Source organism: Roseateles sp. FW305-36, from assembly GCF_058787015.1.
On the sequence record NZ_JBYSZK010000005.1, the window covers coordinates 351,820 to 375,031 of the forward strand.

The window sequence follows — 23,212 nt, forward strand, 5'->3', positions numbered from 1 at the left end:
CACTGCGGGCCTTCGCAGTCTCTGGACTTCTCCCATGTCTCTCGCCCTCCTCGCGCTGACCATCAGCGCCTTCGCCATCGGGACGACCGAGTTCGTCATCGTCGGCCTCATTCCCACGGTCGCGGCCGATCTCGGCATCACCCTGCCGTCGGCCGGCCTGCTGGTCAGCCTGTATGCCCTGGGCGTCGCCATCGGCGCGCCGGTGCTCACCGCCCTCACCGGCCGCCTGCCGCGCAAGGCCCTGCTGCTGGCGCTGATGGCCGTGTTCACCGCCGGCAACTTGCTGGCCTGGCAAGCGCCGAGCTATGAAGCGCTGATCGGCGCTCGCGTGCTGACCGGGCTGACCCACGGCGTGTTCTTCTCCATCGGTTCGACGCTGGCCACCAGCCTCGTGCCCAAGGACAAGGCTGCCAGCGCCATCGCGACGATGTTCGCCGGCCTGACCGTCGCCCTCGTCACCGGCGTGCCCCTGGGTACCTTCATCGGCCAGCATTTCGGCTGGCGCGAGACCTTCCTCGCCGTGTCGCTGCTGGGAGCCATCGCTTTCATCGCCAGCCTGGCCTTCGTGCCGCGCGGCCTGCGCGGTGCGCCGCCGGCGTCCCTTGCGCAACAGGCCGGCGTGCTGGCCCAGCCTCGGCTGCTGCTGGTCTATGCCAAGACGGCCATCGGCTATGGCGGCACTTTCATCCCCTTCACCTTCCTCGCGCCGCTGCTGCAGGACGTGGCCGGCTTCAGCGCCGCCTCGGTCGGCGCCGTCATGCTGGTCTATGGCCTGTCGGTGGCCGTCGGCAATATCTGGGGCGGCAAGCTGGCCGACCGCAAGGGGCCGATCGCCGCATTGAAGCTGATCTTTGCGCTGCTGGCCGCCGTGCTGTTCGTGCTGACCTTCACCATCCACTCGAAGGCAGCGGCCCTCGCCACCGTGCTGCTGTGGGGCGCCGTCGCCTTTGGCAATGTGCCGGGCCTGCAGCTCTATGTCGTGCGCCAGGCCGAGCGCTTTGCGCCTCAGGCCGTCGACGTGGCCTCGGGGCTGAACATCGCCGCCTTCAACCTCGGCATCGCCTTCGCGGCCTGGGCCGGTGGGTTGATCGTGACCCACCTGGGCCTGATGCACACGCCCTGGATCGGCGCCCTCGTCGTCCTCGGCGCGCTGGCGTTGACGCAATGGAGCGGCAGCCTCGACCGCCGCGAAGGCCAACCCGACCGCATGCCCGCTGGCGCTCGCCCGCTCGCCCACTGATCAAGGAAGACTCACCATGAAACTCACTTCGCTTCTGCTCGCCCTCGCCTTCAGCCACAGCGCCTTTGCCGACCGGCCGCTGCAGCGCTGGCACAGCTATACCGGTGTCACCTGGAGCGCACCGGCACCCTATGCCGACTCGGCCAAGTCGCCCATCGCCGGCCTGCACTTCGATGCCCAAGGCGGCGCCTTCGTCAGCACCCCGCGCGTATTGGCTGCGAACACGCCGGCCACGCTGAGCCGGCTCGACACCTCGGCCACCGAAGGCCCGGCGCGGCTGACGGCCTTTCCCTCCACCGAAGCCAACGATCCCACCGCTGCGCCGGCCACTCACCTGCGCAACGTGCTGGGCTTCCACATCGACCGCCGCAACGGCTGGCTGTGGGCCCTGGACCAGGGCTATGTCGCCGGCGAGGCCGAAGCGCCGGCCGGAGCGCAGAAGGTGCTGGTGTTCGAACTGACCACCGGCAAGCTCGTGAAGGCCCTGTCGCTGGACGGCGTGGCCGACCGCCGCGGCAGTTTCCTCAACGACATCGCCGTGGACGAGAAACGCCGCATCGCCTTCATCTCCGACAGCGGCCTGCGCAGCGCGCCGAACAACCAGGCCGGACTGATCGTGCTGGACTTCACCTCAGGCAGTGCCCGGCGCGTGCTGCACCGCCACGCCAGCGTGCTGCCTGAACCGGGAGCCAAGGTGATGTCGCATGGCGCCGAGGTCTGGCCCGGCAACCCGCTGCTGCTGGGCGTGAACGGCATCGGCCTGTCGCCCGACGGCGCGACGCTGTACTGGGCCGTCACGACGGGCACGCATCTGTTCTCGGCGCCGACCGCGCTGCTGCGCAATGCGAGGGCGCCCGACGCACAACTCGCCGCCGCCATGCGCGACCTGGGCAACGTCGGCGGCAACACCGACGGCCTGGTCGTAGCCGCTGATGGCCGCGTCTACATCACCGACGTCACGCGCAACGGCATCGTCAGCTATGACCCGCGCGACGGCCGCTTCACGCTCGTGGGCGCTGACGACGGCGTGCACTGGCCCGACACGCCGGCCCTGCTGCCGAACGGCGATCTCGTCCTCACCGCCAGCTCGCTGAACGACCACTTCGCCGGCCGCGTCGGCACGGGCCAGGAGCGCTACGAGCTGTGGAAGTTCACGCCGGCACCACGGCCGTGACTTCGATCTCCACCTTGGCCCGGTCCTCCATCAGCGCCGACACCTGCACGGCGCTCATGGCGATGCCGTAGTCGCGGCCCAGCACGTCGCGGTAGGCCTGGCCGACCTCGCGGCCACGGGCGATGTATTCGCGCTTGTCGATGAGATACCAGGTCATGCGCACGATGTCCTCAGGCGCGGCGCCGGCCTCGGCCAGCACGGCTTTGATGTTGAGCAGGGTCTGGCGCACCTGGGCGATGAAGTCGTCGCTGTCGAACTCGCAGCGTTCGTTCCAGCCGATCTGGCCGGCGACATAGACCTGGCGGCCGCTCGCGGCGACGCCATTGGCATAGCCGCGCGGCTGGGTCCAGCCGGCGGGCTGCAGGATTTGCTTGTTGCTGGTCATGTGTTTGTCTCCTGTTGTGCGGCGAGCGAGCGCTCCAGCGCGGCACGCAGATCGGCGGGAAAGGCCTGGGGCTTGTGGGTGGCCAGCGAAGTGCAGACCAGCACTTGCGTGAATTCGACGCGCGGGCCGTCGGTGCCGATGAAGGCGATGTTCAGCTTCAGCGAACCGCCGCCCAGGCGTTCGATATGGATGGATTGCTGCAGGCGGTCGCCATGGCGGCTGACGCGCAGGAAGCGGGTGTCGAGCTGGGCCGTCGGCATGCCGATGCGGCGCTGGCCGATGAGCACGTCGAAGGGCAGGCCCAGGGTGTTGGCGAACCAGTCCTCGATCAGCTCGTTGAGCATCTCGAAATAGCGCGGGTAGAAGACGATGCCGGCCGGGTCGCAGTGGCCGAAGCGCACGAGTTGTTCACGCTGGAAGGCAAAGCCGCTCATCGTCAGACCCCCAGATGCTTCTGCCACAACGCGGGCTCGGCCGCGAGTGCGGCAGACGGGCCGGCCCAGGCGACGCGGCCGCGCTCGACCAGCGTGTGGTGGTCGGCCAGGCGGATCAGCCGCTGCACGTATTTGTCGACGACGAGGATGGTCTGGCCAGCGGCGCGCAGCAGGTCCAAACACCGCCAGATCTCCTCGCGCACCAGCGGCGCCAGGCCTTCGGTCGCTTCGTCCAGCACCAGCAGGCGCGGATTGGTGACGAGGGCCCGCCCGATGGCCAGCATCTGCTGCTCGCCGCCCGACAACTGCTGGCCGGAGTTGCCTGCACGCTCGGCCAGGCGCGGGAAGAGCTCGAAGACACGCGCCGTCGTCCACGGCTCGGCGGCACCGCTGCGGTTGGCCGTGAAGGCATCGAGATGCTCGCGCACGCTGAGGTTGGGAAAGACCTGCCGACCCTCGGGCACCAGGGCCAGGCCCAGGCGCGCGATGCGGTCGGCCGGCCAGCCGGCAATGTCTTCGCCGCAGAAGCGGATGCGTCCGCCGCTGGGTTTCAACCAACCGCACAGGCAGCGCAGCAGGGTGCTCTTGCCCATGCCGTTGCGGCCCAGCAGCGTGGCAACCTCGCCGGGCTGCATGCTCAATTGCATGCCGAACAGTACCTGGCTGGCGCAGTAGCCGGCCTCGAGTTGTTCGATCTCCAGCAGGGCGCTCATGCGGCGGCCTCCAGCTCGTCGCCGAGATAGGCGCGGCGCACCTCGGGGTGCGCGCGGACGGCACCGGGCACATCGCTGGCGATGACGCGGCCGCCCACCAGCGCGGAGATGCGGTCGGCCAGGCGGAAGACGGCGTCCATGTCGTGCTCGACCAGCAGCAGCGTCAGACCCTCGGCCTTCAAGGCCTGCAGCAGCTCGACCATGCGCGTCGATTCATCCGGCCCCATGCCGGCCAGCGGTTCGTCCAGCAGCAGCAGGCGCGGGCGGGCGGCCAGGGCCAGGCCGACTTCGAGCTGGCGCTGCTCGCCATGGGCCAACTCGCCGGCGATGCGGTCGGCCTGGGCGGTGAGGCCGACGCGTTCCAGCAGGCTGTCGGCTTGTTCATGCGCCACTGCATCCAGCTTTGCGGATCGCCGCCACGAAGGCGCGCGCTCATCTCGGGCGAGCACGGCCAGCACGAGGTTGTCGCGCACCGTGCAGGGTTTGAACAGGCTGGTGATCTGGAAGCTGCGCACGAGGCCGGCCTGCACGCGGCGGGCGACGTCCAGGCCCGTGACGTCCCGGCCATCGAAAACGATCTGTCCCGAGTCCGGCGCCAGCGCTCCGGAGATCTGGTGGATCAGCGTCGTCTTGCCGGCACCGTTGGGGCCGATCAACGCATGCAGTTCGCCCGCTCGCACTTCGAAGCTCGCACCATCGGTTGCAGCCAACGCACCGAAGCGTTTGACGAGATTTCGGACCTCAAGCACGACGCCAGACTCCAGCCAGTCCCCGCGGCGCGTACAGCACCACGAGCAGCAACAACGCGCCCAGGCCCAGCTGCCAATGCAGGGTGTAGGCGGGCAGCAGCGCCTCCAGCAGCAACAGCACAGCGGCACCCAGCGGCCCGCCCCACAAGGCACCGGCGCCGCCAATGATGACCATGACCATCAACTGGCCGGATTGCGACCAATGCATCAGATGCGGCGTGACCAGGCCGTTGAGATTGGCCAGCAGCGCACCCGCAAGGCCTGCCAGCGCTCCGGCCAGAACAAAGGCCTGCCATCGGAGCGCAAACACGCGGCCACCCGCGGCGGCGACGCGCACCTCATTCTCACGCGCGCCCTGCAGCAACCAGCCAAAGGGTGAGTTCACGAGGCGCTGCAGGCCGGCCATGACGGTGGCGACCAAGGCCAACGCAACCCAATAGAAGCTCGCGTCGTCCTTCAGGTCGAGACCGAAAACCATCACCGAACGCTGCGCCAGCGGCAGCCCGTCGTCGCCACCGTAGGCCTTCAAGGAGACAGCCAGGAAATAGAACATCTGGGCAAAGGCCAGCGTGATCATGATGAAGTAGACGCCGCGGGTGCGCAGGCTGATGGCGCCGATCACTGCCGCCGCAATCGCACTGACCGCCATCGCTGCCGGCCAGGCGACCCAGGCCAACGTGACGCCCGCATCCATCAGCACGCCCACCGTGTAGGCGCCCACGCCGACATAGGCCGCGTGCCCGAAGCTGACGAGGCCACCGAAGCCGAGGATGAGGTTGAGGCTGGACGCCGCGATGGCGAAGATGAGGATGCGCGTCGCGACGACGGTATAGAACTCCAGACCAGTCGCTTGCAGCAGCAGCGGCAAAGCCGCGAGTGCGGCCAGCAGCAACCAGACCCAACGGCCCAGGCCCCGGTGATGAAGGCTGTGAGCTTCAGCCATGGGCCGGGAAGAGGCCGCGAGGCTTCCAGAACAGGATGGCCGCCATCAGCACATAGATGAGGATGGAGGCCAGCGCCGGGCCGAGGTTGGAGGCGACCTCGGGCGAGGCGAGCTGGCGCAGCAGGGCCGGCAGCAGCGTGCGGCTGGCGGTATCGACGACGCCGACCAACAGCGAGCCCACCAGGGCCCCGCGCACCGAGCCGATGCCGCCGACGACGATGACGACGAAGGCCAGGATCAGGATGCTCTCGCCCATGCCCACCTGCACGGCCAGCAGCGGGCCGAGCAGCGCACCGGCCAGCGCGCACAGTGCCGCGCCGAGGCCGAACACGGCAGTGAACAGCATGCGGATGTTGACCCCCATGGCCGTGGCCATCTGCCGGTTGGAGGCGCCCGCCCTCACCCAGGCGCCGTAGCGCGTGCGCGTGACCAGCACCCACAGCAGCAGCGCGACCGCAAGGCCGACGCCGATGATGAGCAGGCGGTAGGCCGGGTAGTTCAGGCCCGGCAGCAGTTCGACGGGGCCGGACAGCGCGGCGGGTGTGTTCAGCATCAAGGGTTGGTCACCCCAGACGATGCGAACGCCTTCGTTGAGCATCAGGATGAGCGCGAAGGTGGCGAGCACCTGACTGAGGTGGTCTCTCGCGTACAGGCGCCGGAGCAGCGTGACTTCGAGAGCCATGGCGAGGATGGCAGTGCCCACGAGTGCGGCGAGGACGGCAAGCAGGAAGGAGTCGGTGGCTGCAGCGGTGGCGGCGGCCAGGTAGGCGCCCACCATGTAGAGCGAACCATGGGCCAGATTGATCATGTCCATGATGCCGAACACGAGCGTGAGGCCGGCGGCGAGCAGGAAGAGCATCAGGCCGAATTGGAGGCCGTTGAGGGCTTGTTCGGTGATGAGGATCCAGTCCATCAGTTGGTTGCTTTCGCTGATGGCTGGTTGACGCGAAGGCCCAGCGGGGAGTTCGCCCCCGCGGGCGACCTACTTTCTTGTGCGAACAAGAAAGTAGGCAAAGAAATCGCCCCCGACCGCCCCGCCCCTCGCACAGCGAGGGGTTCCCTGCGGTGCGCCGCCCTTGAGGCCCCGCGCAAAACTCCCGCCGCTACGCTCTGGTCAGACAGTTGCGCGGAGTCAGTTGTTGAAGCGTGCTGCGCACGCGGCCTCAAGGCCGTGCGCTCCTCGGCGGGGCTCAAGGGGGGAAGAGAAATACCTCGTTGCGAACGGCTTGCGGGCTTGGCCGTTGGCTGTTCGGCTGTTTTGGCAACTCCCCCTTCAAAACCGCCGAGAAGCACAGAAGACCGAGGCGCGTGCTTTGCACGCCTCAAGAACTGACTCGAGCGCGGGTGTTTGACCAGAGCGTGGCGGCGGGAGTTCCGCGCGGCCTCGGTCTTCGAGCATCGCAGAGCACCCCGCAGGGGCGGTTTTGTCGGGGCGGCTTTGGCTTCGCCGCTCTTCGAGAACTTGCCTACTTCTTTGGGCGCCCAAAGAAGTAGGTCGCCCGCCGGGGCGAACTCCCGGCTGGGCCTCACGCAAAACACCGCTCCCACCGCGCAGCCCAACTCAGTTCATCTTGCAGGAAGCCGCGTAGGCGTCTTCATGCTGCGTGAAGATCTTGCCCAGCGTCCGGTTCGTCACCCTTCCCTGGCCATCCTTGGTGATGACACGCAGGTAGTAGTCCTGAATCGGGTACTGGTTCTTGTTGAACTTGAACGCCCCCCGCACCGACTCGAACTTCGCCGCCTTCAGCGCCTTCAGCACCGCAGCCTTGTCCTCCGTCTTGCCCTTCACGTCGCGCACCGCCGCATTCATCAGCAGCGCCGCGTCATAGCCCTGGCTCGCATACAGCGACGGCAGGCGGCCGTAGTCCTTCACGAAGTCGGCGACGAACTTCTTGTTGGCCGGGTTGTCCATGTCGTGCGCCCAATGCGAGCTGTTGAACATGCCCAGCATGGGCTCGCCCACCGCCTTGATGACGTCCTCGTCGGCCGAGAAGCCGGGGCCGAACAGGGTCACGTCCTTGGACAGGCCGGCGCCGACGAACTGCTTGATGAAGTTGATGCCCATGCCGCCCGGCAGGAAGATGTACATCGCATCCGGCTTGGCGGCGCGGGCCTGGGCCAGCTCAGCGGCGTAGTCCAGTTGGCCAAGCTTGGTGTAGATCTCCTCGACGACGGCGCCCTTGTAATAGCGCTTGAAACCCGTCATCGCATCCTTGCCCGCCGGGTAGTTGGGCGCCAGCAGCACCAGCTTCTTGAAGCCCTTCTCGGTCACCGTCTTGCCGACGGCCTCGTGCAGGTTGTCGTTCTGCCAGGCGACGTTGAAGAAGTACGGGTTGCACTGCTCGCCGGCGTACTGCGAGGGGCCGGCATTGGCGCTGACATAAGGGATCTTGGCGTCGAAGACCGCGGGGCCGACGGCCAGCATGATGTTGGAGAACACGATGCCGGTCATGAAGTCGACCTTGTCGCGCTTGATCAGGCGCTCGGCAGTCTGCTTGGCGACCTCGGGGTTCTGCTGGTCGTCGGCCGTGATCACTTCGACGGGCAGGCCGCCCAGCTTGCCGCCGCTGTGCTTGAGGCCAAGCGCAAAGCCGTCGCGGATGTCTAGCCCCAAGCCGGCGCCGGGGCCGGACAGCGTGCTGAGGAAGCCGACCTTGAGCTTGTCGGCGGCCTGGGCCGCGGGGAGCAGGGCGAGGCCGAAGGCAACTGCGGCGAGGGTCTTCTTCATGAACAGGCTCTCCGGTGAAAGGATCAGGCAGTGTCTCTGAGGCGGAAGCGCTGCAGCTTGCCCGTCTCGGTGCGCGGCAGGCTATGGCGGAACTCGATGGCCCGCGGGTATTTGTAGGGCGCGATGGTCGCCTTCACATGCTCCTGCAGCGCGCGCGCGTCGCCGGCATGGCCTTCGCGCAGCACGACGAAGGCCTTGACCAACTGGCCGCGCTCCTCGTCGGGCACGCCGATGACGGCGCACTCGGCGACGGCCGGATGGCTCAGAAGCGCCGCCTCGACCTCGGGGCCGGCGATGTTGTAGCCGCCCGAGATGATCATGTCGTCGGTGCGGGCCTGGTAGACGTAGTAGCCCTCGTCGTCGATGAGGTAGGAGTCGCCGGTCAGGTTCCAGCCGTCCTGCACATACTGGTGCTGGCGCTCGTCGGCCAGATAGCGGCAGCCGGTCGGGCCCTTCACCGCGAGATGGCCGACCTGTCCGGCGCGCAGCGGCTGGCCGGCGTCGTCGAGGATGCAGGCCTGGTAGCCGGGCACCGGCTTGCCGGTGGCGCCGCCCTTGGCGTTGTCTTCGGTGTGCGAGATGAAGATGTGCAGCAGCTCGGTGGCGCCGATGCCGTCGAGCAGTTCGAGGCCCGTCACCTGCTTCCACAGCGCTCGCGTGGCGGCCGGCAGGGCCTCACCGGCGCTGACGCATTTGCGCAGGGACGAGATGTCGTGCTGGGCCACCAGCGGCGCCATGGCGCGGTAGGACGTTGGCGCCGTGAAGCAGACCGTGGCGCGATGCTGGCAAATAGCCGCCAGCAGCAGGTCGGGCGCAGCCTTCTCCAACAACACGGTCGATGCGCCGACGCTCATCGGGAAGAGCAGCAGGCCGCCCAGGCCGAAGGTGAAGGCCAGCGGTGGGCTGCCGATGAAGACGTCGCTGGCCTCGGCGCGCAGGCAATGCACCGGCCAGCAGCGGCAGATCGCGAGGATGTCGCGATGGAAGTGCATGGTGCCCTTGGGCTGGCCGGTCGTGCCGGAGGTGAAGGCGATCAATGCGCAGTCGTCGCTGGCAGTGTCGACATTCGCGAACGTGGCGGGCTGGCGCGCGGCACGGGCCTCCAGGCCGTCGGGCTCAGTGCTGCGGAAATGGCAGATGCCGCGCAACACCGGGTTCTGCTGTTGAGCCGTTGCCAGTTCGGCAGCCAGGGCAGCGTCGCAGAGCGCGTGGGTGACCTCGGCCTTGGCGATGACCTTGCCCAGTTCCACCGCGCGCAGCAGCGGCATGGTGGCCACCGCGATGGCGCCCACCTTGATGACGGCGAACCAGCAGGCCGCCATCTGCGGCGTGTTGCTGCCACGAAGCAGCACGCGGTTGCCGGGAACGACGCCCAGCTCGTTGACCAGCACATTGGCAATGCGATTCGCCTCGGCCTGAAGCTCGGCATAGGTCCAGCGTACGCCGCCACCTTTCACGCAGGGTCGGCCGCCCTGCCCCTGCTCGACCCAGCGGTCCAGCAGCTCGGTCGCCGCGTTCAGCCGGGGGCCGAACTGCAGCTCGGGCAGGTCGAAGACCAGCTCGGGCCACTGGTCCTGCGGCGGCAGGTGATCTCTTGCGAACGTGTCCTGATGGGCCGATGGATGCATGGTCAAGCCTGCTTCAAAAGCTCACGCCCGATGATGAGCTGTTGCACTTCACTGGCGCCCTCGTAGATGCGCAGCGAACGGATTTCGCGATACAGCGATTCGACGATCTCGCCGCGACGCACGCCGCGGCCGCCGAAGAGCTGGACTGCCGCGTCGATGACCTGCTGGGCGCCCTCGGTCGCCATCAGCTTGGCCATGGCCGCCTCCTGCGTGATGGTCTTGCCCTGGTCGCGCAGCCAGGCGGCGCGATAGACCATCAGGGCCGACGAGTCCACCGTGCAGGCCATGTTGGCCAGCTTGGCTTGCGTGAGCGGCAGATCGGCCAGGCGGGCGCCGAACATCGGGCGCGCCTTGGCTTGGGCCAGGCCTTCCTGCAGCGCGCGCCGCGCAAAGCCCAGGGCCGCGGCAGCAACGGAGGTGCGGAAGACATCCAGCGTGCGCATGGCCAGCTTGAAGCCCTCTCCCGGCGCACCGAGCATCTGGCTCTTGGGCACGCGGCAGTTCGTGAAGCGCAGCCGGGCCAGCGGATGGGGCGCGATGACGTCGATGCGCTCGGCAATCTCGAAGCCGGGCATGCCGGCGTCCACGATGAAGGCCGAGATGCCGCGCGAACCGGGTGCTTCGCCGGTGCGCGCGAACAGCACGTAGAAGTCGGCGATGCCGCCGTTGGAGATCCAGGTCTTCTCGCCGTTCAGCAGATAGGCGTCGCCGTCCTCGGTGGCGCTGCATTGCATGGCGGCGACGTCGGAGCCGGCCTCGGGCTCGGACAGCGCGAAGGCCGACAGCACCTCGCCGCGCGCCACGCGCGGCAGATAGCGCTCGCGCTGGGCCGGCGAGCCCTGCAGCGAGATGGCGCCCGAGCCCAGGCCCTGCATGGCGAAGGCGAAGTCCGCCAGGCCGTCATGCCTGGCCAGGGTCTCGCGGATCAGGCAGATGGCGCGGGTGTCGATGGCCTGGCCTTCGCCTGCCACGGCATGGTGCAGCCAGCCGGCGGCGCCGAGCTGGGCGACCAGGCTGCGGCATTGCGCGTCGACATCGGCGTCATGGTCGACCTGCAGATTCGCCACGCACCAGGCGTCCAGCGATCTCGCCAGCTCGCGGTGCCTGTTATCGAAGAAGGGCCAGTCGAGATGCTCCACGGTCAGTCTCCTTGGAACGTCGGCTTCTGCTTGGCCACAAAGGCCTCGTAGGCCCGATGAAAATCCTTGGTCATCATGCAGATGGCCTGGGCCTGGGCCTCGGACTCGATGGCCTCGTCCACGCCCATGGACCATTCCTGGTGCAGCATGCGCTTGGTCATGGCGTGGCCGAAGCTGGGTCCCGCGGCAATCTCACCGGCCCATTTCAGGGCTTCGTCCAGCAGCTGCTCGGGCTCGACGAGGCGATTCAGGAAGCCCCAGCTCAGCGCCTCCTCGCCGCCCAGGCTGCGACCGCTGTAGAGCAGGTCCGACGCGCGGCCCTGGCCGACGATGCGCGGCAGCATGGCGCAGGCGCCCATGTCGCAACCGGCCAGGCCGACGCGGGTGAAGAGGAAGGCCGTCTTGCTGCGGGCCGTGCCCACGCGCAAGTCCGAGGCCATGGCCATGATGGCGCCGGCGCCGGCGCAGACGCCGTCGATGGCCGAGACGATGGGCTGTGGGCAGGCACGCATGGCCTTGACGAGGTCGCCCGTCATGCGCGTGAAGGCCAGCAGGTCGGGCATGCCCATGCCGGTCAGCGGGCCGATGATCTCGCGCACGTCGCCGCCCGAGCAGAAGTTGCCGCCCGCACCTTCGATGACGATGGCCTTGACCTCGTCCACATAGGCCAGGGCGCGGAACAGGTCGCGCAGCTCGGCATAGGACTCGAAGGTCAGCGGGTTCTTGCGCTCGGGGCGGTTCAGCGTGATGACGCCGACAGTACCCTGCTGCTGCCAGAGGAAGTGCTGGGCTTCGTGGCCGACCAGGCTGAGGTGGTTGCCGGAGGTCAGGTGGGGCGTCATGGGGCGTTGTCCTTGGCCAGATGCGTTTTCAGTTGGGCGAGCAGATCGTGGACCTGGGTCTTCTGCGCTGGCGACCAGCCCGCGAAGAGCTCGACGATCCAGCCCTCGTGCGTGGCCGCCATGCGCTTGAACTGGCGACGGCCCTGGGGCGTGAGCTTGACGATGAAGCTGCGGCGATCTTCGGCACGCGTCTCGCGCAGCACCAGGCCCTCGGCCTCGAGCTGGTCGGTGATGCCGGTCACGTTGCCGCCCGTCACCATCAGGCGCTTGGACAGCTCGCGCATGGTCAGGCCGTCGGGGTGGCGCTCCAGCTGGGCCAGCAGGTCGAAGCGCGGCAGCGTGGTGCCGAAGTCGGCGCGCAGGCGCTGGCGGATCTGGTCTTCGACGCGCGTGGTGCAGGACAGCAGACGCAGCCAGAGTCTGAGCGCCTGGTGGTCGTCGTCGGACAGGCGGGTTTCGAGATCCATCTCTGCCATCACATCGTCTCCCCGCCGCAGACGGCAATGGCCTGGCCGTTGACGCCGGCCGCATGGACCAGCCACGCCACCGTGTCGGCCACTTCCTCGGGCTGGATCAACCGGCCCTGCGGATTGGCCTTGGCCAATTCGGCCCTGGCCTGCTCGGGCGTGCGGCCGGTCTTGGCGACGATGGTGTCGACAGCATTCGCCACGATGTCGGTCTCGGTGTAGCCGGGGCAGACGGCGTTCACCGTCACACCCTTGGTCGCCACCTCCAGCGCGAGGGCGCGCGTCAGGCCCAGCACGCCATGCTTGGCCGCGCAATAGGCCGCGACGTAGGCATAGCCCTTGAGCGCTGCGGTGCTGGCCACATTGACGATGCGACCCTGCTTGCGTGCCAGCATGCCGGGCAGCACGGCGCGGCTGCAGAGGAAGGTGCCGGTGAGGTTGACGTTGAGCAGGCGCTGCCAGAGTTCCAGCGAGGTCTTGTGCAGGGGCGCGGTCTCGACCTGGCCGGCGTTGTTGATGAGGATGTCCACATCGCCGACCGCCGCGAAGGCCGCGTTCACGCTGGCCTCGTCGGACACATCGCAGGCCTGGATGGCGACGTCGCCGAGTTCGAGCTGCTGGGCCTGCAGGCGCGCCGGGTTGCGCCCCATCAGCGTGACACGCATGCCTTCTGCCAGCAGCCGCTTCGCCACCGCGGCGCCAATGCCGCTCCCACCACCGGTCACGACTGCATTCTTCATACGCCCAATGCCTTGTTCGCTTGTTCAGCCGCGGCCACATTGCCGGCGCGCTGGCGTTCGAACTCGCGTTCGAGCTGACTCTTGCCGGAAAGGTATTGCTTGGGCCATTCCAGGCCGATGGGGCCGGCGTAGCCGATGCGCGCGGCCTCGGTCAGCGTCCAGGCCGGGTTGGCCAGATGCGGGCGGGCGATGGCGCACAAGTCGGCACGGCCCGAGGCAATGATGCTGTTGACGTGATCCGCCTCGGAGATGGCGCCAACGGCCATGGTGGCGATGCCGACGCGGTTGCGGATTTCTTCAGCGAACGGCGTCTGGAACATGCGGCCGTAGACCGGCCTCTGCGCCTTGCTGACCTGGCCGGAAGACACGTCGATGAGGTCGGCACCCGCGGCCTTGAAGGCGGCGGCGATGGCGACGGCGTCCTCGGGCGTGGTGCCGCCGGGCACCCAGTCGTGGGCCGAGATGCGCACCGACATGGGACGGTCCAGCGGCCAGACTTCGCGCAAGGCCGTGAAGACTTGCAGCGGATAACGCAGCCGGTTTTCCAGCGAGCCGCCGTAGTCGTCCTCGCGCTGATTGGTCAGCGGCGAGATGAAGCTTGAGAGCAGATAGCCGTGGGCGCAGTGCAGCTCCAGCCAGTCGAAGCCGGCATCGGCGGCGCGGCGGGCCGCGGCGACAAAGTCCTCCAGCACGCGGTCCATGTCGGCACGCGTCATGGCCTGGGCGGTCTGGCTGATGCCCTTGAGGTATTGCTGCGGCGAGGCCGAGATCAGCGGCCAGTTGCCTTCGATCAGCGGCTGATCTTCGCCTTCCCAGGGCACGCAGGTCGAGCCCTTGGGGCCGGCGTGGCCGAGCTGCATGCCGATCCTGGCACTGCTGCTGGCATGCACGTGCTCGACGATGCGCTGCCAGGCCGCGCCCTGGGCATCGCTCCACAGGCCCGGGCAGGCGGGCGTGATGCGCGCGTCGGCCGACACGCAGGTCATCTCGGCGATGACGAGGCCGGCGCCGCCGAGGGCCCGCGCGCCCAGGTGGACCAGGTGGTAGTCGCCCGGGATGCCGTCCTCGCAGCTGTACTGGGCCATGGGCGAGACGACGACGCGGTTCTTCAGCGTGAGGCCGCGCAGCTTGAAGGGCGTGAACATCGGCGGCACTTGTGCATCCACACCGCTGCGGCCGGCCAGCCAGCGTTCGAACTCGCCGACGTAGCGGGCGTCTCGCAGGCGCAGGTTCTCGTGGGAGATGCGCTGGGAGCGCGTCAGCAGCGAATAGGCGAATTGCTCGGGTGCCAGGCGGGCGTGGCGCTCGACGTTCTCGAACCATTCGGTGGAGTTGCGGGCCGCGTTCTGGATGCGCAGCACCTCGATGCTGCGGGTGGCTTCGTAGGCGGCAAGCGCCGTCGACAGATCGGCGTTCGCCTGGATGTCACGCGCCAGGTCGATGGCATCTTCCAGCGCCAGCTTGGTACCCGAGCCGATGGAGAAGTGGGCCGTATGGGCGGCGTCGCCCATCAGCACGACGGGGATGCCGCGGTCGTTGCGGTGCACCCAGGTCTTGCAGACGACGCGTGGGAAACGGATCCACGAGGCCGAGCCACGCAGATGTGACGCATTGGAGATCAGCGGGTGGCCGTCCAGCACCTTGGCGAACAGCTTCTCGCAAAAGGCGATGCCCTCTTCCTTGCTCATGTCCTCGATGCCGGCAGCGCGCCAGACGTCTTCGGGGGCCTCGACGATGAAGGTCGAGTGCGTCGCGTCGAAGCGGTAGGCATGGGCCTGGAACCAGCCCCACTCGGTTTGCTGGAAATCGAAGGTGAAGGCGTCGAAGAGCTGGGTGGTGCCCAGCCACACGAAGCGGCAGGCGCGCAGGTCGATGTCGGGCTGGTAGGTGGTGGCGTACTTCTGGCGGATGCGGCTGTTCAGGCCGTCGGCGGCAATGATGAGGTCAGCCTCGATGCCGGTGTCGTCCGGCACGTCGGTTTCGTAGACCAGCTCCACGCCCAGTTGCTCGCAGCGCGCCTGCAGGATGTTCAGCAGCTTCTTGCGCCCGATGCCGCAGAAGCCGTGGCCGCTGGAGACCATGCTGCGGCCGCCGATGTGGACGGCGATGTCGTCCCAGTGGTTGAAGGCGTCGGCGATCTCAGCCGCCGTCTCCGGGTCGGCCTCGCGCAGCGCGTCCACGGTCTGGTCGGACAACACGACGCCCCAGCCGAAGGTGTCACCGGCGCGGTTGCGCTCCAGCACGCGCACCTGGTGTGCCGGATCGGCCTTCTTCATCAACAGGGCGAAGTAGAGGCCGGCCGGGCCGCCGCCGATGCAGGTGATGCGCATCACACAACTTTAGAAATCAATAGTTCAAACGTCAACTAGTTGGATGCGCGGCGCCCAAAAAGGAAAACCCTGAGTTCAAGGCGAACTCAGGGTTTGGGGGCGAGGCAGTCGCTGAACTATTTCCAGTTCAGATGCACGACCCGATAGCCGTTGCTCTTCAGCGCCTGCAGCAGAAACGGCAGCGCCCTGGCCGTCTGGTCTTGCGCGTCGTGCAGCAGGATGATGCCGCCGCCGCTCTTGGCGAGCTGTCCCAACAGCTTGTCCGCCAGCATCTGCGGCGTCTGGTCGGACAGCCAGTCCTCGGCGCCGGCGTCGATGGACATGACGGTCAGGCCGCGTTCCTTCAAGGCACCCAGCAGCGTGGGCGTTTCTTCGAGGAAGGGGAAGCGGTAGGCAGCCGGCTCGGTGCCGAATACGGTGCGGTAGTTTGCCACGACGGCGTCGAGGTCGGCCGTCTGCGCGGCCGGCGGCAGCTGCGGCAAATGCTCGTGCCGGTCGCTGTGAATACCCACCGTGTGGCCGGCGTCACGCACCTGGCGGGCCAGGGCCGCGTGCTGGCGCAGCGGCTCGCCAATCATGAAGAAGCTGGCCTGTGAGCATTGCTCGGCCAGGGCCTTCAGCACGACGGGCGTGGACTCGGGCCGCGGGCCGTCATCAAAGGTCAGCACGACTTCCTTGGGCGCGAGCGTCGGCAGGGCGGCGTGCTGGGCCGAGCCCCAGGCGGCGGCTTCGCGTTTGAGGGTCAGCGTGCGCGAGGTACCCAGCACGTCAGGCCCGCATTGGGCGGCAGCGGCCAGAGCGAGGCTCATCAGCAGGCCCGCCATCAGTGCGCCCCTACCGCGGCCTCGTGACCTTCGGGCGCCTGCTCGTGGTCATGCGGGAAGGGCGCCAGCCAGGCCAGGATGACCGGCGGAATGGAGAAGATCAGCACCCAGCCGAAGAAGCTCATGTATTGGTGGTTGACGTAGTTCCACAGCAGGCCGCTGACGCTGCCCGTGCCCCATTTGGTGAGGGCCATGACGCCAGTGGCCATCGCGTAGTGGGCCATGCGGAAGGGCCCCGGGGCGATCTGCTGCATCATGTAGAGCATGTGGCCGACCGAGCCCATGCCGAAGCCGAACTTCTCGATGGAGACGATGACGGCGATGGTGACCGTGTCCGTCGGCATCGTCTGCGCCAGGTAGAAGTAGGTCAGGTGCGGAATGTTGAGCACCAGGGCCAGGATGAAGAAGGTACGCGGCAGCGTGCGCTTCGCCACCAGGAAGCCACCGAGGAAGGCGCCGGCGATGAAGGTCAGCGTGCCGACGGTGCCGTTGATGTGGCCCAGGGCTTCGTTGTCCATGCCCAGCCCGCCGGCGCTCACCGAGTCCAGCAGGAAGAGCGGGCCGAACTTCTCGATGAAGCCTTCGCCGAATCGGTAGAAAAAGATGACCGCCAGCATCATCCAGATCTGCGGTTTCTGGAAGAAGGTGATCCAGGCCTCGGCCGTCGCCTTCAGACCGCCACCGAGACCTGCGCCATGCAGGTGCGAGGGCGAACCAGGCGGCAAGACGCGCAGGTGGTAGACACCGAAGATAGCCATGGCCGCGGCGGCCAGCGACACGACGACGACCCAGCACTGCACCCAGCTCATGCCCTGGTGGTTGTGCAGATAGCCGGTCAGCGACACGAACAGCCCCGAGGCGACAACGGCGCCCAGGTTCCAGCACATGCCCTGCAGGCCGGAGTAACGCGCCTGGTCGGTTTTGCTGACCGTCGTCATGAAGACGCCGTCGGCGCAGGTGTCCTGCGTGGCCGAGGCGAAACCGACGATCCAGAAGAAGGCCAGCGACAGCTTGAAGAAGCCCTCCATGGGCAGGCACAGGGCCACGAGGCCCAGGGCCGCGGCCATCGTGAACTCCATGCTGATGACCCAGAAGCGCTTGCTGCGGTAGGTCTCCAGCAGCGGCGCCCACAGCGGCTTCAGCACCCAGGGCAGGTACATCTGCGAGGTGTACAGGGCAATGTCCTCGTTGGAGATGCCGAGGTTCTTGTAGATGATGGCCGCGACGACGCCCACCATGACATTGGGCAGGCCCATGGCGAGGTAGAGCGAGGGCACCCAGATGAGCGGGTGTCGGGAGGTCGAGGACATGGGGTCTCCGTTGTGTTCTATTGAGTCAGTGCGGTCGCGGCGTCAGCGCCTGCAGGGCCGCCGAGACATAGACCAGCGGCGCATTCCAGTTGATGGCGATCTCGTTGCTGGCGTAGCTGCAGAAGTTGTCGAGGTAAGCCATGGCCGGCTGCGCGGACGGATAGGCGGGACAGCCCTTCTGGTCCTGCCGACCCGGGTTGGGTCCGCCGACGAGAAAGCCCGGCACGGGTGGCTCGACGCCATCGGCTTCCGAGGGCCGGTGGTGCGGATGCAGCGGCGGTTTGGTGCCGAAGCCCGTCACCATGGACTGGCCCAGCGGGTTGCGGCCCAGCACATGGTCGAACAGGGCCTGAGCCGCGGCCAGGGTGTCGGCCTTGGGGCTCAGGCGATAGGCCTGCACCAGCATCAGCGCCTGGTTCAGCGCGACGGCATTGCTGCCCCAGACGTAGTCGCGCGAACGCATGCCGACGCGCCAGGCCGAGCCCTTCCAGGTCGCAACGAGTTCATCCGCGAGTTCCATCAGCTTGGCTTTGAAGACAACGCTGTCATTTTGTCCGAGTTTGCGCTGGAACTGCCCTAGGGTTACCCATGCCAGGCCCTTTACATCGCCCCAGCCTGGCACGCTGATGGCAAGCTTGTCGAGGTTGGGCCGGTAGCGGGCGTCACCGGTGGTCACCCAGAGCTCGGTACCCGCCCAGGCGAATTCGTCGTCCAGTTTGTCGTCGCCGTAGCCGCCGGTGCGGATGTCGGGTGGCTGCCTGTAGACGTCCTTGGGATGGGCCTGCGCCCAGTCCCAGGCGCGGCGGGATGCGGCGAGCATGCGCGCCGACAGACCCGGCCTCTGCTTCTCGAAAGCTGCAAAGACGCGACTGGCCTGGGCCATGACGGCGGCGAAGTCCAGGGCCGCGGCAGTCGTCTTCTGCACCACATAGCGTTCGCCCCGGGCATCGGCCGGCATGACGACGCCGTCGAAGCCCTTGTTGGTGAGCTTGTGATAGACCCCGCCGTCGGCCGGGTCCTGCATGGCCAGCATCCATTCCAGGTTCCACAGCGCTTCGTTCAACAGGTCCGGCAACCCATTTCCGCTCTCGGGGATGTTGAGGTTCTGCGCCTTGAACACCGCCGGGTAATGCTCCCAAGCGGCCAGCAGCGTGTAGATCGTGATGCCGGAGTTGACGATGTATTTGTTGTAGTCGCCGGCGTCGTACCAGCCCTTGGGCGCACCGATGACCGTGCCTTCCGGGCGACCGGGACCGGCGGCGGAGGCGTGCACGATGACGTGGTCATCGGGATGACCTGCGGGCCGAGCCCAGCGGCCGGCATTCACGCCCAGCAGCGGTGTGCTGGCGCGGTTGTAGTAATAGGCCCTGAGGCTGGCCGCGTTGACGGCGGCATAGACATCAGCGGCAACGTCGAAGGCCGGCGAGTCGGGCAGGCCGTCGACCCGCAGCCGGTAGCGGCCCGGCTTCTTCAACGCGGAGAAATTGGCCAGGCGCACGTCCTCGCCGGAAGGCTCCCAACGTGCGGCCGAACCAAGGCGGCCGCGCAGCACGGTGCCGCCGGTGTCGGCATCGACGACGGTGAAGGCCGAAGCCGCCACCGCCGGCACGGCCGCGACCTTGACCGCACCGGGCGGGTAGCCGATCTGGTTGACGGCAATGCCCTCAGCACTGACGACGCCTGCCGCCATCAACGCCAGCGACAGCAGCAGGCGGCGCATCAGCTGATGGTCCAGTACAGCGCCTTGCCGTCGCCCTGTACAGGGCTGCGGCGACCGTCGACGTCCAGGCTCCAGTCGCGCAGCTGGCCTTCGGTCACCTCTGCGGCGTAGCGCTGGCCCTGGCGGCTGACCGTGCCGCGCGCAGCGACCTTGCCGTCTGCCGCCACGATCGTGAAGGCCACGCTCGCGCCGTCGTCCAGCTCGAACACGCGCAGCACCGTGCCGCGGCTGTAGTCGTAGTCCGGCTTCTCGGTCTCGGCGCCCCAGGCGATGACGCTGTTGGGTGCCGCATAGAGCGGCATGGAAAGGAAGCCATGCGTCTCGCGATGCCAGCGGCCACCCTGCTTCTTCTCGCCGGACAGCAGATGGGTCCATTGGCCCGAACCTTCCGCTCCAGGCAGATAGAAGTCCACCTCGCCACTTTCGATGAAGACGGGGGCGACGAGCAGGCTCTCGCCGAGCTGGTACTGCCGGTCCAGCGTTGCGCAGGCGGGGTCCTGCGGGTGCTCCATCAGCATGGAGCGCATCAGCGGCACGCCGGTCTCGGTCGCCTCGTGAGCCTTGGCGTAGAGATAAGGCATGAGCTGGTGCTTGAGCCGCGTGAAGACGCGCAGCACGTCGCAGCTCTCTTCGTCGACCAGCCATGGCACTCGGTAGCTGCTGCTGCCGTGCAAGCGGCTGTGCGAGGACATCAGGCCGAACTGGATCCAGCGCTTGTAGACGGCCGGCGGCGGGTTGCCCTCGAAGCCGCCGATGTCATGACTCCAGAAGGCGAAGCCGCAGGAGGTGAGCGACAGACCGCCGCGCAGGCTCTCGGCCATGGACTCGAAGGTGGACCAGCAGTCACCCCCCCAGTGCACGGGGAAGCGCTGGCCTGACGCATAAGTCGAACGCGCGAAGACGATGGCGTCCTTGCCCTGCACTTCCTGCAGCAGCTCGAACACCGCCTGGTTGTATTGCAGGGCGTAGAGGTTGTGCATCTCGACGGGATCGGAGCCGTCGAAATAGCTGACGCCCTCGCTCGGGATGCGCTCGCCGAAGTCGGTCTTGAAGCAGTCCGCGCCGGTGGCCAGCAGGCGGCGCAGATGGCCCTGGTACCAGGCCTTGGCGGCCGGGTTGGTGAAGTCGACGATGGCCATGCCGGGCTGCCATTGGTCGGTCTGGAAGGTCAGCCCGTTCGTTCTCTTGATGAAGTAGCCCTGCTTGACGCCTTCAGCGAACAGCGGCGACTTCTGTGCCACATAGGGGTTGATCCACAAGCTGATCTTCAGCCCCTTGGCATGCAGGCGCTGCAGCATGGCCTCGGGCTCGGGGAAGCCGCGGCGGTCCCATTCGAAGTCGCACCACTGGAACTCGCGCATCCAGAAGCAGTCGAAGTGAAAGACCGACAGCGGCAACTCGCGGCGGGCCATCTCATCGATGAAGTGGGTGGCCGTGGCTTCGTCGTATTTGGTGGTGAACGAGGTCGTCATCCACAGGCCGAAGCTCCAGGCCGGCGGCAGGGGCGCGCGACCTGTCAGCGCTGTCAACCGGCCAACGACTTGCTTGGGCGTGGGGCCGGCAATGACGCAGTAGTCGAGGCTCTCGCCCTCGCGGCTGAACTGCACGCGTGCGACCTTCTCGGAGCCGACCTCGAAGGACACCGGGCCGGCCTCGTTGACGAGGACGCCGTAGCCGCGATTGGTCAGGTAGAAGGGCACGCTCTTGTAGGCCTGCTCGCAGGCCGTGCCGCCGTCCTTGTTGGTGTTCTCGACGATCTGGCCGTTCTTGACCCAGGGCGTGAAGCGCTCGCCCAGGCCGTAGACGTTCTCGCCGACGGCCAAACTCAGCTGCTCGTGCACATGGTTGCCCTTGGGGCCCCACTGGATATAGCCCAGACCGCGCCAGTCGCTCTTCGTCAGCACGCGCTCGCCTTCGCGGAACACCAGGCCCCAGCCCTCGCCCTTCTTCACGTCGACCGAGATCGGCCCGGAAGTGAGCGTGGCCTGGGTCTCGCCGTCGACGATCTGCACGGGATGCTTGCCGGCACCGACCATGGGGATGTGCAGGCGCGGCGCCTGCGAGGCCGAGTAATGCTCGACGCTGACGCGGATGACGCCGGGCAGGGGCGAGCTCAGCGTCACGGTCAGCGTGGGGCCCTGCAGCGTGTCGCCGCGGTGCTTGATGGGGCGGGTCGTGGCGAGCACGACGAGGCGGTCTTCGTGGGCTTCGATGGCGTAGGCCTCGGCCGCGTAGTGCGCGGCGATGCCTGGCTGAAGCATCCACTGTCCGTCAGTGAACTTCATGGCTGTCTCAAACTCCTCAAATGGATGGTGCCTTCACGTGGCGTGAGATGTAGTCACCGTGGCCGGGCATGCCGCCCACGGTCTGTTGGATGGCCTGGCGCAGGCGCGCGAAGTGCTGCAGCAGGGCCTGCGGATCGACGTGGTCGACGAAGGGGTCGTAGCTCTCGGGCCGCAGGCCGAGGCCGAGGAAGAGGCTGACCCACGAGGGCTCGGCAAAGCCCTCGGGATCGAAGATGGCGACACGGCCGGCGCTGCGGAAAAGCTCGATCTGGTGGGCCAGCGAATCGGGAATGGGCATGGCCGCGCAATAGCGCCACAGCTCCGAGTCGGTTCTCTCGGTCAGCTTGTAGTGCAGAGCTATGAAGTCGCGGATGGACTCGTACTGCAGGGCCATGCGGCGGTTGAACTCGGCGGCCAGATGCGGCTTGAAGTGCTTGTCCGGGAAGAACTGGATCAGCCGACCAACGGCGTCCATGATGAGCTGGATGCTGGTGGACTCCAGCGGCTCCAGGAAGCCGCCGGCCAGGCCGACGGCAACGACGTTCTTGACCCAGCCCTGCTTGCGCCGGCCGGTGGTGAAGCGCAGCTGGCGCGGCGTGTCCAGGGCTTTGCTGTCCAGGCCCGCCAGCAGCGTGGCGGTGGCTTCATCGTCGCTGATGAAGTGGCTGCAATAGACATGGCCATTGCCGGTGCGGTGCTGCAGCGGAATGCGCCACTGCCAGCCCGCGGCCTTGGCGGTGGACATGGTGTAGGGCGTCAGCGGCTCGACACGTTCGCTCGGCACGGCCTGGGCGCTGTTGCAGGGCAGCAGGGCCGTCCAGTCCTCGAAGGGCGACTGCATGGCGCCGCCGATCAGCAGGGCACGAAAGCCCGAGCAGTCGATGAAGAGATCGCCCTCGATGCGGCGGCCGTCCTTCAGCTTGACCGCGGCGACGAAGCCGTCCTCGGGTCGCAGCTCGACGTCGATGATCAACCCCTCGATGCGCTGGACACCTCGCTCCATCGCGTACTCGCGCAGATAGGCGGCGTAGAGGCCGGCGTCGAAGTGGTAGGCGAAGGAATAGGCATTGGCCGCCGACGGCGCGCCGTCGACCGGCGGCGTGAAGCGGTTGGCCTTGGCCATGACGGTGGACGTTGACCAGTCCTCATAGCTTGGCAGCCCATCGGTGACGCGGGACAGGCGCAGCCAGTGCTGCCAGGGCGCGCGGTTCTCGATGGCCGGGCCGAAATCGCCGAAGCCGTGGAAGAAGCGGTGGCCGACGCGGCCCCAGTCGCGGAACTCGATGCCGAGCTTGAAGCTGCCCTGCGTCTTCTTGACGAAGTCGGCGCCGTCCAGGCCCAGCGTTCTGTTGTAAGCGCGGATGGGCGGCAGCGTGGCCTCGCCGACACCGATGGTGCCGATGTCGGGCGACTCCACCAGCACGATCTCGCAAGCCGACGGCCCGCCCACGGGCGCGAAGCGCTGGGCCAGCGGCGCGGCCGCCATCCAGCCGGCGGTGCCGCCGCCCACGATGACGATCTTGCGGATGGAAGGGTCTGACATGGCTGTCTCGGGCCAAAG

20 protein-coding genes are annotated in these 23,212 nt (G+C 67.5%); 2 read left to right on the forward strand and 18 right to left on the reverse strand.

What is annotated here, in order from left to right; genetic code table 11:
* Window positions 1-34 precede the first annotated feature (34 nt).
* A complete protein-coding gene (locus tag AC3WOE_RS12250) occupies window positions 35-1,240 on the forward strand; it encodes an MFS transporter (RefSeq protein ID WP_492690756.1) in 1,206 nt (401 codons plus the stop codon).
* Between the two features lie 16 nt (window positions 1,241-1,256).
* Entirely contained in the window at window positions 1,257-2,414 is a 1,158-nt protein-coding gene (locus tag AC3WOE_RS12255) for an L-dopachrome tautomerase-related protein (protein ID WP_492690757.1), read from the forward strand.
* On the opposite strand, the gene AC3WOE_RS12260 is transcribed toward AC3WOE_RS12255, so the two are convergent.
* The 18 genes from AC3WOE_RS12260 to AC3WOE_RS12345 form a co-directional block, all read right to left on the reverse strand.
* Window positions 2,392-2,799, reverse strand: coding sequence for a RidA family protein (locus AC3WOE_RS12260; RefSeq protein ID WP_492690759.1), 408 nt, complete (start codon window positions 2,797-2,799; stop codon window positions 2,392-2,394). The two genes, AC3WOE_RS12255 and AC3WOE_RS12260, sit on opposite strands and share 23 nt — an antisense overlap.
* Window positions 2,796-3,233, reverse strand: a complete 438-nt coding sequence (locus tag AC3WOE_RS12265) for an acyl-CoA thioesterase (RefSeq protein WP_492690761.1) — start codon at window positions 3,231-3,233, stop codon at window positions 2,796-2,798. The genes AC3WOE_RS12260 and AC3WOE_RS12265 overlap by 4 nt, the downstream gene beginning before the upstream one ends.
* Before the next feature lie 2 nt (window positions 3,234-3,235).
* On the reverse strand, window positions 3,236-3,937 hold the full coding sequence (locus tag AC3WOE_RS12270) for an ABC transporter ATP-binding protein (RefSeq protein WP_492690842.1): 702 nt from the start codon (window positions 3,935-3,937) through the stop codon (window positions 3,236-3,238).
* A gap of 5 nt (window positions 3,938-3,942) precedes the next feature.
* Window positions 3,943-4,710: an ABC transporter ATP-binding protein gene (locus AC3WOE_RS12275; RefSeq protein ID WP_492690843.1), complete on the reverse strand. Its 768-nt coding sequence runs from the start codon at window positions 4,708-4,710 to the stop codon at window positions 3,943-3,945.
* Window positions 4,688-5,638: a branched-chain amino acid ABC transporter permease gene (locus tag AC3WOE_RS12280; protein WP_492690763.1), complete on the reverse strand. Its 951-nt coding sequence runs from the start codon at window positions 5,636-5,638 to the stop codon at window positions 4,688-4,690. The genes AC3WOE_RS12275 and AC3WOE_RS12280 overlap by 23 nt, the downstream gene beginning before the upstream one ends.
* Window positions 5,631-6,551: a branched-chain amino acid ABC transporter permease gene (locus AC3WOE_RS12285; protein WP_492690765.1), complete on the reverse strand. Its 921-nt coding sequence runs from the start codon at window positions 6,549-6,551 to the stop codon at window positions 5,631-5,633. The genes AC3WOE_RS12280 and AC3WOE_RS12285 overlap by 8 nt, the downstream gene beginning before the upstream one ends.
* 648 nt (window positions 6,552-7,199) lie before the next feature.
* The gene (locus tag AC3WOE_RS12290) at window positions 7,200-8,366 is read right to left on the reverse strand and encodes an ABC transporter substrate-binding protein (protein ID WP_492690766.1); all 1,167 of its coding nucleotides are present in this window, start codon (window positions 8,364-8,366) and stop codon (window positions 7,200-7,202) included.
* Window positions 8,367-8,389: 23 nt separating this feature from the next.
* Complete coding sequence (locus AC3WOE_RS12295; protein ID WP_492690768.1) at window positions 8,390-9,994, reverse strand: AMP-binding protein; 1,605 nt, start codon at window positions 9,992-9,994, stop codon at window positions 8,390-8,392.
* 2 nt (window positions 9,995-9,996) lie between these two features.
* On the reverse strand, window positions 9,997-11,133 hold the full coding sequence (locus AC3WOE_RS12300; protein ID WP_492690770.1) for an acyl-CoA dehydrogenase family protein: 1,137 nt from the start codon (window positions 11,131-11,133) through the stop codon (window positions 9,997-9,999).
* 2 nt (window positions 11,134-11,135) lie between these two features.
* Window positions 11,136-11,975 carry an enoyl-CoA hydratase family protein gene (locus AC3WOE_RS12305; protein WP_492690771.1) on the reverse strand — a complete coding sequence of 280 codons (840 nt, stop codon included), beginning with the start codon at window positions 11,973-11,975 and terminating at the stop codon, window positions 11,136-11,138.
* Entirely contained in the window at window positions 11,972-12,442 is a 471-nt protein-coding gene (locus AC3WOE_RS12310) for a MarR family winged helix-turn-helix transcriptional regulator (protein WP_492690773.1), read from the reverse strand. Before AC3WOE_RS12310 ends, AC3WOE_RS12305 begins: the two co-directional genes overlap by 4 nt.
* An 8-nt stretch (window positions 12,443-12,450) precedes the next feature.
* Entirely contained in the window at window positions 12,451-13,182 is a 732-nt protein-coding gene (locus tag AC3WOE_RS12315; RefSeq protein ID WP_492690774.1) for an SDR family NAD(P)-dependent oxidoreductase, read from the reverse strand.
* Window positions 13,179-15,512 (reverse strand): bifunctional salicylyl-CoA 5-hydroxylase/oxidoreductase, encoded by a 2,334-nt coding sequence (locus tag AC3WOE_RS12320; protein ID WP_492690775.1) that lies wholly within the window; start codon window positions 15,510-15,512, stop codon window positions 13,179-13,181. The genes AC3WOE_RS12315 and AC3WOE_RS12320 overlap by 4 nt, the downstream gene beginning before the upstream one ends.
* Before the next feature lie 116 nt (window positions 15,513-15,628).
* Window positions 15,629-16,336, reverse strand: a complete 708-nt coding sequence (locus tag AC3WOE_RS12325; RefSeq protein ID WP_492690776.1) for a polysaccharide deacetylase family protein — start codon at window positions 16,334-16,336, stop codon at window positions 15,629-15,631.
* Window positions 16,336-17,646 (reverse strand): MFS transporter, encoded by a 1,311-nt coding sequence (locus AC3WOE_RS12330; protein ID WP_492690777.1) that lies wholly within the window; start codon window positions 17,644-17,646, stop codon window positions 16,336-16,338. Before AC3WOE_RS12330 ends, AC3WOE_RS12325 begins: the two co-directional genes overlap by 1 nt.
* 25 nt (window positions 17,647-17,671) lie before the next feature.
* Complete coding sequence (locus AC3WOE_RS12335; protein WP_492690778.1) at window positions 17,672-19,366, reverse strand: glycoside hydrolase family 9 protein; 1,695 nt, start codon at window positions 19,364-19,366, stop codon at window positions 17,672-17,674.
* The gene (gene yicI / locus AC3WOE_RS12340; RefSeq protein WP_492690780.1) at window positions 19,366-21,651 is read right to left on the reverse strand and encodes an alpha-xylosidase; all 2,286 of its coding nucleotides are present in this window, start codon (window positions 21,649-21,651) and stop codon (window positions 19,366-19,368) included. The genes AC3WOE_RS12335 and yicI overlap by 1 nt, the downstream gene beginning before the upstream one ends.
* Window positions 21,652-21,667: 16 nt before the next feature.
* Window positions 21,668-23,194, reverse strand: coding sequence for a tryptophan halogenase family protein (locus AC3WOE_RS12345; protein WP_492690782.1), 1,527 nt, complete (start codon window positions 23,192-23,194; stop codon window positions 21,668-21,670).
* Window positions 23,195-23,212: the final 18 nt, after the last annotated feature.